Origin of the sequence: Actinotignum sp. UMB0459, assembly GCF_051905915.1 — a bacterium.
In the GTDB taxonomy this organism is placed as follows: Bacteria; Actinomycetota; Actinomycetes; order Actinomycetales; family Actinomycetaceae; genus Actinotignum; species Actinotignum sanguinis.
The window spans coordinates 102,078-112,070 of sequence record NZ_JBQAIK010000019.1; the positions used below are offsets into that span (position 1 = coordinate 102,078).

Genomic DNA, 9,993 nt, shown 5'->3' on the forward strand with positions numbered 1-9,993 from the left:
AAAGGCAGTCTTCGGGATACTACCAATCCCGGGGCTGCCTTTCATTTTCCCGAACTATCGCGCCCTAATCGTTGCTTGCGGTATTCCAAAGGTGCCACCCCGTGGCGTTCCATAAAAGCACGATTGAGTGCACGGGTGCTGGGAAATCCCACCCGCTGGGCTATATCTTCCAAGGTGGGAACCTGCTCTTCCATGAGCAAGTAGTACGCATCCTCGACCCGTAATCGCGTGAGGTACTGTTTGAAAGTCATCCCGGTACTGAGCCGGAAAAGCCGGCTGAAATGCTCGCGCGAATAACCGTGCGTTTCCGCCACGCTCGCAGCGGTCAGCGGTTCCCGGTGGCGCCGCTCGATGTCGCTGATAATAGCAAGAATTGTGGTGTCGGTAGCACGCCGAATTCCGCGCGGCCGGCACTTGACCACGAAATTCTGGTAAAGCAGAAATAGGATATCGAAGAGAATCGCGTTGATGCCGAAAACCCGTTCGGGTCCCAGCAGATGCGTTGTGTCAATCATGCGCAGGCACAAGTCAATGAGTGCTTGCCGATCCGCATCGCGAGCTCGCGCAGAATCCACGGCCAGCACATAAAGATCAGCTTTCTTATAAATGCGTTCAATACGGCTGCTGTCATAGGTGATGGAGAGAATAAGAGGAGTCTTGCCGTCCCGAGATTCTGTAATAAATGAATGGGGAGTGTAGGGACTGATAATGCAGAGCTTTCCCGGATACAGTGCCTCGACCCGCGAGTCGATAGTTACACTGCCACCACCCTGGACAACATAATTAACCTCGACTCCGGAATGCCAGTGGGTCGGGACAACTTCCGGATGGCGGTGCACCAGCACAAGGGCTGGGTATTCGGCGGGCATGGAACCCACCTCACAAAAAGCACGATTGAGGATGGGTTCCTTCGGGTCGTGTATACGGTTATCCATCATGCTTAACTCCTCGCGGATTCGTCTCTCATAGTAACTAACCGTTGTGGAATCTCATCAGGGGTGAGGTGGTATCTATAGCGATTCGATACTGCCTCTATTTTCGTGGTTTCCCCTATTCTTCGTGAAAAAAGGCAGACCGCCGCAACTATGTCACGTTTGGGCATAGGGTGTGCCACATTTCAGCACTATCAACCGAAGAATTTTGCCTAGGCTCAGTCACGCGAGCAGTAAGTGTCCGCCAACGGTCACATTTTATCCGGGTGCTTGGATCACGGTGCTTGGATCACCCTGTGACTGCTATTAGCGACGGTTCAAAATGATCGAGTGCGACGGTCACTGACGCTCGCTCACAACAGCATCTCCTTCGAATGGGAGAAGGAGATGGTTGATAGGGAGGAAGGTGCGCAATGACGCGTAATAAAAAACGGTCCGGCGGGCCCGCGACATCGGCGAAATCTGCACAATCGCCAGCCCCGCTCGATCCGGTTATTAAACGCCGCATTATTATCGTTTGCCTAGCCGCTGCTGTCGGCGGTTTTCTTTTCGGGTACGACACGTCAGTCATTAACGGTGCGGTTGATTCCATTGCCGGTTCCAGAACCGGGTGGGATCTCAGTGCCTTCATGAGCGGGATCTCGGTTTCCTGTGCTCTGTTCGGATGCGTGATTGGCGCGTGGTTTACCAGCCACATTGCGGATCGGCTGGGCCGCGTTCCCACGATTTTCATCGCGGCAATCCTCTTCGTGGTGTGCTCGATCTTCTCCGCCATCGCGCCAACCGTGTGGATTTTCATTATTTTCCGTTTCGTCGGTGGTCTCGGTGTTGGCCTCGCCTCAGTCATTGGTCCGGCGTACATTGCTGAAGTAGCTCCGGCGCAGATGCGCGGGTTCCTCGGCTCTTTCCAGCAAATGGCCATCGCTTTCGGTATCCTCGCCGCCGTTGTGGTGAACGCGAGCTACGCGAGCGCTTCTGGCGGTGCCGATGAAACCTTCTGGTTCGGGATGCCCACCTGGCGCATCATGCTTCTCAGCATGATCGTCCCCGCGCTCATCATGCTCATTGTTTCCCTTAAGCTCCCCGAATCCCCGCGATTCCTCGTGATGAAGGGGCTCGATAAGGAAGCCGCCGCAATTTTGCAGCGCCTCACCGGGGAAAAGGATCCGGAAGGCAAAGTCAAGGAAATTCGCGCGACCCTTTCCGGGGAGAAAGCCGCGAAGCTTTCGGACCTGCGTGGCAAGACGTTCGGCCTGCGCAAAGTCGTGTGGATCGCCATGGCCGTCGCTGCCCTCCAGCAGCTCTCCGGCGTCAATATCATCCTCTACTACGATTCCTCGCTATGGAAGTCGGTCGGTTTCAGCGAACAGCTCGCCCTCAATATTTCTGTGTACCGGACCATCGGCGCGATTATCGCGACCATCCTCGCGATGTTCATCGTGGACAAGGTGGGGCGGCGCTTCCTGCTCATCACCGGTTCGAGCGTGATGACTATCTTCTTGGGAATCGCTGCCCTCGGTTTCTACCAGGCTGATGTTGATGGTGCGTCCATCACCCTGCCGGGAATGTGGGGACCGATCACCCTTGTTTCCGTGTACATCTTCTACCTGGCCTTCTGCTTCACGTGGGGCCCGGTCATGTGGGTCGTCCTCGGGGAGATTTTCCCGAATAATATTCGCGCCCTCGGGGTGGCGGTGGCAAGCGCCGTGAACTGGATCGCGAACTTCCTGGTCTCTACCACTTTCCCGCCGTTGAAGGACGCGATTGGAACAGGCAACGTTTATCTGCTCTACGCCGTATTCGCTGCCGTGAGCTTGATTTTCGTGATGAAGGCTCTTCCGGAAACCGCCGGTGTTGAACTCGAAGATATGCCGGCCGAGTAGTGAGGACAACACATGCATGCTGACACCCCCGAGAACATTGCGCGGGCCAGAACGTGGACGCCGATTGATGAGGATCTAGCCGGCGTCACCGCTCAGATCCGGCAACGCGCCATCGAGGTACGGAAATCTTTCGTGCTAGATGTTGATATCGTGCGGTGCGAACGCTGGCATACCCCGGAAACGGTGGATGTTATCGCGGATATTCCCTATCTTCCCGATGGGGAAAACAACCCCTTCCACCGCCTGGATCTCTACCTTCCGCACGATGCGTACCTGCGCGGAGGCAAAGCGCTTCCCGTGTACATCGATATTCACGGCGGCGGTTTTGTATACGGCTTGAAGGAGTTGAACAAGAATTTCGGTGTGCATCTTGCAGCCCAGGGCTGTGCGGTATTCTCGCTGAGCTACCGGCTCTCCCCGGCTGCCGATTTCCTCGACCAACTCCACGATGTCCTCGCGGGCTGCGCCTGGATTGCGCGGCATCTCGATGATTATCCGGTGGATCCGCAGTCGGTAATTATCACGGGGGATTCCGCGGGCGCGACTTTGGGAATGTACGCGGTGGCAGCTTTGTGTAACCCTGAGGTTTTTGCCGCGCTGGACGTTCCTGTTGCCGCGCTGGACGTTCCTGTTGCCACGCTGGACGCGCCGGGCAGTGCGCCGGTGCCATCCACTCTGGGTGAGGATCGGCTATCGGTTGCGGGGATGGCTTTTGTGTCCGGTCTGTTCGACCTCTCGGATCTGGTGCCTTTCGTGTCTGATCGCTGCGGTTATGGGAACGACGACGCCGCACTTCCGACTCTCGCCTATCTGACGGAGATGGGTGGCTTCATCGACCGCGCGGTGGATGTGCTCGGCGAGGACCTGCTCTGCGCCGCAAAGCTCGTGGAGCGCTGCGAGTTCCCCCCGGCCTATCTCGTCACGAGTTCCGATGATTTTATCGAATTCGAGACGCTGCTTTTTGCCGGCTATCTCTCACGCAAGGGAATTCCGGTGGAATGCCATTCCTATCGACCGCCGCGCGGGGTGACCCTGGGCCACGTCTTCCCGGTGGGGCAGGTGTGGCTGGAGGAAAGCCGCGAGGTACTCGAGGATCTGCAACGTTTCGCTCTTGAGTGCAGGTAGTGTGCGGGAGCGCGGATATGATTCGCGCGTGCTGACGAAAAGCTGAGAGAAAAGCGGGGCCATCTCGATAGAGAAAGGCCCCGCTTTTATGTGCTTTATGCGCTTGTGATACGCCTGTAGGCGCGTGAAATTTACTTCGGCGCGCACTCGCTCTTTTGCCCGCGCGCCATGAGCTCGGCTTCCGGCGTGCCCTCGCGCACGTAGGTGGCACCGGCATTCGGGGTGGCCTCATTGGCCAGCGTGATACTCTTCCCGTCCTTGGCGAAGTGAGCTACCGAGGTACCGATCTCCTTACCATCAATATCCTTCCAGGTCACGAGGTTATTCGCCGGCTCGAAAAGCCCGGTCATCACTTGGGATTCCCCGCCGCTGCAATCCACCACCTTGGAGATCAGCTCGCGCCCATCCACGCTCACCACATACATCGACGCACCCGCCTGCCGCATAAAACTCCCGGCTTCGGTGGTTTCCGCAGCATCGCATCCGCCCAGCAGCAGCGCCCCCGCGCCCGCCAGGCCCAGCGCCGCCGCGCTCGCCGCCGCCTTGCGTACCATATCGCGCATCTCACGCCTCACTTCCCGTACTTTTCGGAAACGGTTCCGAATCTTCTTCCCTACTTTAGCCGCGGTACGACGCCGCCGCCCGGCCTGCCCACTCGCTTCCACACCGCGGCTTACCTTTGCCTGTCGGTCGCCACCGCGGTGCTCCAGCTCCGCTACAACACCAAAACCGCCGGCACCAGGAAAATCTTCACCACAATCGAGAACGCGAAAAGTGTTGCGTAGGCGTTGTCGATGCGCTCGTCGCCCACCCGAGAGGTAGCCGCGTCCAGGACTGCCGGCTGGCCCAGGAAACCGGCGATAGCCCCGGCGGTGCGGGGCGCGGAAAGCCGGAGCACCCAGGCGCCCGCTACCAGCAGTGCCGCGCAGGAGACCAATGTGATCACGCAGACCGTCACCGCCGCGCCCACCGCTTGCGGAGAAAGCACAATCTGCGCGAAGCCGGGCCCGGCCGTCAGTCCTAGGGCAGCTAAAAACAGGGTGAGTCCCAGCTGGCGCATCGTCAGATTGGCCGCCTCCGGCATGGCCCATACAAAAGGCCCGGTGCGCCGCGCCGCGCCCAAGAACATCCCCGCGATCAGCGGGCCGGCTGCGGTGCCCAGCTGGAACACCTGGCCGCCGGGCAGCGGGAAGGTCACGAAACCGAGGAGCAACCCGGCCACCATCCCCACCGATAGGCTCAGCACGTCGATCTCCGAAATGGATCGCTCGGAGTCCCCGAAAAGATCCGCGATGGCATCCCAGCGTTCGCGCGGGGCCACCACGGTCACCCGGTCACCCGGTTCCAGAATAAAATCGTCGCGGGCCAGCAGCTCCAGATCCCCGCGCCGTACCCGGGTCACCACCGCGCCGTATTTGGCGGGCAGGTTGAGTTCCCCGATGGAACGCGCCGCCACATCCGGGTTGGAAACCACCAGGCGGTTGAAATCTACGTGGCTGCGATCATCGGCCAGATGGTCACTTCGCAAATGCCCGAGGTGCGCGGCGGCCGCCTCCACATCCGCAGCTAGACCAACAACAACGACGTCGTCCCCTACCTCGAGATCCTCACCGGGCAGGGCCACCCGCACTCGCTCGCCGCGTCGCAAGTAGGATACCCGCACCCGCCCGTCGGCCCATTCGGGGATATCGCGCAGGTTCATGGGGTGTTCCACGGTGATGGTGCGTGGATCAAGCAGGGTTCCGGCCAACGAAGGAGTATCGCGCAGTCCCGGCCAAGATCGACCCACGATGAGGGAAACCAGGATAATGCCGATAATGACCGCCAGAGGATACCCGAAGGCATACCCGATAGCGGGCTGTGTGGAGCCGTCTGTCAGTCTGCTGGCGGTGGCAAGGGCCGGTGCCGCCGTCGTCGCACCCGTGAAAAGACCCGCCAAAAACGGCCGTTCGATACCGAAAAGCAACCCCATCACCAGGGCGGTGCCCGCGGCGAGGAAAACCGCAACCACGGAAGCTAAAAGCAAGGAAAGATTGCGGCGCAGCTGCGCGAAAAACGCCGCGCCCGAAGCGATGCCCACGGTGTACACGAAAAGCGCGAGCCCGAGGGACTGCACCACGTCCATACCCGCCCCGAGTTCGGGGAAGCGTGCGGACATGGCCAAGCCCACAAAGAGGGCGCCGGCCGCGCCGATACGTATCCGACCCAGCGGAATCGCACCGAGAATGGAGCCGAGGGCCACCACAACGAAAATTGTTAGTAACGGGGAAGAGTCAAGGATCGCCACGCCATAAGACTAGCCGGGGTAGAGTAAGAGTGTGTCTGATCCCATTGTTACTCTTGCAACGAGCAAAGACTTACCGAAGCTCGACGTTGACGAGGCCGGTCTGCCCGATGCCCTGCGTGAGCGCCATATCGAACCGCGCATCGTAGCGTGGAACGATCCCGATTACGACTGGAACGACGCCGGAGTTGTCGTTGTCCGCTCAGTTCGTGATTACGGGCGCGATCCGCAGGCCTTCATTTCGTGGGCCCGCTCCGTTCCACGGATTCTCAACCACGCCGATATTATGGCGTGGAATTCGGATAAGCATTACCTGCGGGAATTGGAAGCGGCAGGTTTGCCGACCATTCCCACTACCTGGCTGGAACCGGAGGAAAACCTCACGAAACACCAGGTCCATACCCGTTTCCCGGCGCACGGTGATTTCGTGGTCAAGCCCGCGGTGTCTTCGGGTGGGCGCGGTACGGGGCGTTACACCGCCACCGATCCGGCTTCGCGCTCCCAGGCGATCCTGCACGCGCAGCACGAGCTTGCGAAGGGCCGCAGCGTGATGGTGCAGCGCTATTTGGAAAATATCGACCGTACCGGTGAGGTGTCGCTGATCTTCCTCAACGGCCTGGCCTCGTATCGGGTGGAAAAGGCGCCGCTGCTCCATCCGCGTTTCCGCAGCGCGGATCAAATCCAAGAAGAAGTCGTGTCTGTTTCAGAGGCGCGTGAATCGGAATGGCGCTGGGGTGAGCGGGTTCGCAATGTGCTGCACGGGCTCATCCGCGAACACACCGGGCGCGACCACCTGCTGCTCTTCAACCGCGTGGACATTGTGCCGGCCGCGCCGGGGGACCCCAACGAGTTTTACGTGATGGAGATTTCCCTTATCGACGGCTCGTTGTATCTGTCCCTGGATGAGAGTCACCTCAACCGCTTCGCGGACGCGATTGCAGTGCGTACGGCCTGGTAGTTCGGTTGCGGATGGTGTGGTTGCGCTTGCGGGCGGTGCCGTTTGTGCTTTTATCGCGGCGACGGCGCAGCTTGCGCTCCCGTGCATGACCGCGGGTTAAGTACGACGGCGCAGCTGGTCGGTGCGCCGAGCTGGTTTACAACGTGGCCGCTATCACCGCCGTGGAATTGTCTTTGCGGGCGGTGACCGGCTATAGTTGTTTATCGGCGTTCTTTCGCCGGAATGGTGGCCATAGCTCAGCTGGCAGAGCACCTGGTTGTGGTCCAGGAGGTCGCGGGTTCAAGCCCCGTTGGCCACCCCAGAGTTCAGGCTCGTTTTGAATGTTTGGTAGCAAGCAAGCGAAACGAGCCTGAGTTGTATTGATGCGGTAACCACCCGGGAGAGGAGCCTCGATGGCGAAGCGTAAGAAGAAAGACCGCGGCGGTGTGCTGACCTGGGTGGGAATCCTCGCTATCGCGCTCGCGAGCATCGCGGATTTTGTGCTGTTTTTCTTTGATGATGGCTCCCGATATATCCTCTACACCCTCCCGCTGTGGTTCCTCGGCATCGGGTGTTTTGCCTGGCTGGGGCGGAGCGAGGAGCGCGGAGGGAAAACAGGTGATCAACGGGGTAGATGATAGTTACGCATCTCGTCTGCGCCTCTTTTGCTTGTTGGACCATTTCGCCCGCGGCGTGAATATTGTGCGCGGCGGGCCGTGCTTGAGGCAGGGGCAACGCGCTCGGCATAACGTGGCGCGCGCTATCCTCACCGTCACGTCACCAAATTCTCGGTACGATAGGGGAATGACCAGCGCGGAGCCCTGCCCCGCGCAGCAGGGCAAGTACAGGTAGGCCGCTCGCGGCCGTGACAAGGAGCCGCACAGTTGAGCCAATCGCAATCCTTCGCGTTCGATACCCAAACCCGTATCCCCAAGGTACGTATCGGGGTCGGCCGCGCGCACGGCAAGGCGATCCTATTCGGCGAACACGCCGTGGTCTACGGTGCCCCGGCAATTTCTCTTCCCGTTCATGTGCTTCCCGTTATCGCCAACGCCACCATCACCACTGGCGAATCAACGATTAGTTCCGAACTTTATCGTGGCCCGGCCGCTTCCGCACCGGAGCGCCTGAGCCCCGTGGTCGCGGCTATCGACGCCGGGCTTGATTTCGTGGCCCCGGGCAGCTCCGCCCACGTCACCATTTATTCCGATATTCCTTATGAGCGCGGACTCGGCTCCTCAGCGGCGGTCGCTGCCGCGATTGTTTCGGCCATTGCCGATGCCGCGGGGGTGCGCCTCTCACCAGCCGAGCGTTTCCTCCTCATCCAGGTGGCCGAACGGGTGGCCCACGGGCGCCCCTCGGGGATGGATGCGCATGGCGTCGTCGCCGATACCGTTATTAAATTCCAGCGCCCAGACGTCACTCCGTTGATCGTGGCGCGCCCCCTCCACGTGGTTATCGGTGATTCCGGGGTTCCCGGAGCTACACGGCAAGCCGTCGGCTCGGTCCGTGAGCTGCGCGAACAGTTCCCGGCGAAAGTGGAGACCCTGGTGGCGCGCCTGGCCGGATACGCGGCGGATGCGGAAATGCAGCTCGCAACGGGGGACTGGGCGAGCATGGGGGAGAATATGTGGCGCGCCCATGCTACCCTCGCGCAGCTGGGCGTTTCCTCCGCGGAACTCGATACTCTTGTAAACGCTGCTCACGGTGCTGGCGCGCTCGGCGCGAAGATGACCGGCGGTGGGATCGGCGGGTGCGTTATCGCCCTGGCGGAGAACAGTGCTCACGCGAAAGACATCGCCGCGGCGCTGAGTGCAGCCGGCGCAGCTAACGCCTGGTCTACCTGGGTGGAGGCCAGCAAATGAGCACCGCGCGCGCCCACCCGAATATCGCCCTCATCAAATACTGGGGCAAAGCGGATGACGAGCTCATGCTCCCTGCCGCACCTTCCGTTTCCCTTACACTCGATATTTTTCCGACGACGACGACAGCCCGCCTCGCCCCCACTTCCCACCGTGATCGACTCATTCTCAACGGCCAGGAAGCGAGTGAAAAAGCGCTTGCCCGAGTCGAGCGGGTTCTCGATGTGATACGCGACCAGGCCGGGCGTAGCGAAAAACTGCTGGTCATCAGCGATAATGAAGCACCGACGGGCGCCGGAATGGCCTCCTCGGCCTCCGGGTTCGCGGCCCTGGCGCTCGCGGCTGCCACCGAATACGGAATGGATGTGAACACCGCTCAGCTCTCTCGCCTGGCCCGGCGCGGTTCGGGATCTGCCGCGCGTTCGGTTATTAGCGGGGTGGCGCTCTGGCACGCCGGTACGGATGAAGAATCTTTTGCCGAAGAAATCTCGGCTCCGCCGCTGGCCATGGTCTCGGTGGTATTAAACACTGCTCACAAGAAAATTACCTCCCGGGAAGCGATGGTTACCACCCGCGCTACCTCGCCGTATTACTGCGGCTGGGTGGAATCCACTCGCGATATGGCCGCTCAGATGGTGGATGCCTGCAAGGCGGGGGATATGCAGCGGATTGGTGAGCTCACCGAGCTCTCCGCGCTGCGTATGCACGCTCTCATTATGAGCTCCGAACCGCCGATTCATTACCTCACTTCCGCGTCCTGGCGAGTATTTGAGCTGGCCCGCACTCTGCGCGGGGTGGGTTTGGATGTGTATGCCACCGCGGATGCCGGGCCGAACGTGGTGCTCCTAACCCGCCCGGAGCTCGCCGCCGAAGTGGCACGCCACGCTGAAGCCCTCGGCAAAGTAAGCATTGCTCACGCGGGGAACGGTGCTTACCTCGTGGAGGAGCCGGAGTCTCACCGGGAGGTGTT

At 60.5% G+C, this 9,993-nt stretch carries 9 protein-coding genes and 1 tRNA gene; 7 read left to right on the forward strand and 3 right to left on the reverse strand.

Annotated features, from left to right (window positions below):
• Nucleotides 1-41 precede the first annotated feature (41 nt).
• Complete coding sequence (locus ACTFPK_RS07985; RefSeq protein WP_126135834.1) at nt 42-938, reverse strand: AraC family transcriptional regulator; 897 nt, start codon at nt 936-938, stop codon at nt 42-44.
• Between the two features lie 407 nt (nt 939-1,345).
• Between ACTFPK_RS07985 and ACTFPK_RS07990 the strand changes: the two genes are divergently transcribed.
• Nucleotides 1,346-2,815 carry a sugar porter family MFS transporter gene (locus ACTFPK_RS07990; RefSeq protein ID WP_284906533.1) on the forward strand — a complete coding sequence of 490 codons (1,470 nt, stop codon included), beginning with the start codon at nt 1,346-1,348 and terminating at the stop codon, nt 2,813-2,815.
• 12 nt (nt 2,816-2,827) lie between these two features.
• Complete coding sequence (locus tag ACTFPK_RS07995; protein WP_274733465.1) at nt 2,828-3,940, forward strand: alpha/beta hydrolase; 1,113 nt, start codon at nt 2,828-2,830, stop codon at nt 3,938-3,940.
• 131 nt (nt 3,941-4,071) lie between these two features.
• On the opposite strand, the gene ACTFPK_RS08000 is transcribed toward ACTFPK_RS07995, so the two are convergent.
• Together ACTFPK_RS08000 and ACTFPK_RS08005 are read right to left on the reverse strand one after the other, a co-directional pair.
• Complete coding sequence (locus tag ACTFPK_RS08000) at nt 4,072-4,503, reverse strand: hypothetical protein (protein ID WP_416341685.1); 432 nt, start codon at nt 4,501-4,503, stop codon at nt 4,072-4,074.
• A 152-nt stretch (nt 4,504-4,655) separates the two neighbouring features.
• Entirely contained in the window at nt 4,656-6,227 is a 1,572-nt protein-coding gene (locus ACTFPK_RS08005) for an aspartate:alanine exchanger family transporter (protein ID WP_439911405.1), read from the reverse strand.
• A 31-nt stretch (nt 6,228-6,258) separates the two neighbouring features.
• Between ACTFPK_RS08005 and ACTFPK_RS08010 the strand changes: the two genes are divergently transcribed.
• The 5 genes from ACTFPK_RS08010 to mvaD form a co-directional block, all read left to right on the forward strand.
• Nucleotides 6,259-7,182, forward strand: coding sequence for an ATP-grasp domain-containing protein (locus ACTFPK_RS08010; protein WP_016442367.1), 924 nt, complete (start codon nt 6,259-6,261; stop codon nt 7,180-7,182).
• 225 nt (nt 7,183-7,407) lie between these two features.
• Nucleotides 7,408-7,483: transfer RNA gene (locus ACTFPK_RS08015), tRNA-His, on the forward strand.
• Nucleotides 7,484-7,574: 91 nt separating this feature from the next.
• Nucleotides 7,575-7,799, forward strand: coding sequence for a hypothetical protein (locus ACTFPK_RS08020; RefSeq protein ID WP_274735107.1), 225 nt, complete (start codon nt 7,575-7,577; stop codon nt 7,797-7,799).
• A gap of 246 nt (nt 7,800-8,045) precedes the next feature.
• Nucleotides 8,046-9,026 (forward strand): mevalonate kinase, encoded by a 981-nt coding sequence (mvk, locus tag ACTFPK_RS08025; RefSeq protein ID WP_126135649.1) that lies wholly within the window; start codon nt 8,046-8,048, stop codon nt 9,024-9,026.
• Nucleotides 9,023-9,993: diphosphomevalonate decarboxylase (gene mvaD, locus ACTFPK_RS08030; protein ID WP_439911406.1), on the forward strand; the 971-nt coding region annotated here is incomplete at its 3' end. The genes mvk and mvaD, both read left to right, overlap by 4 nt.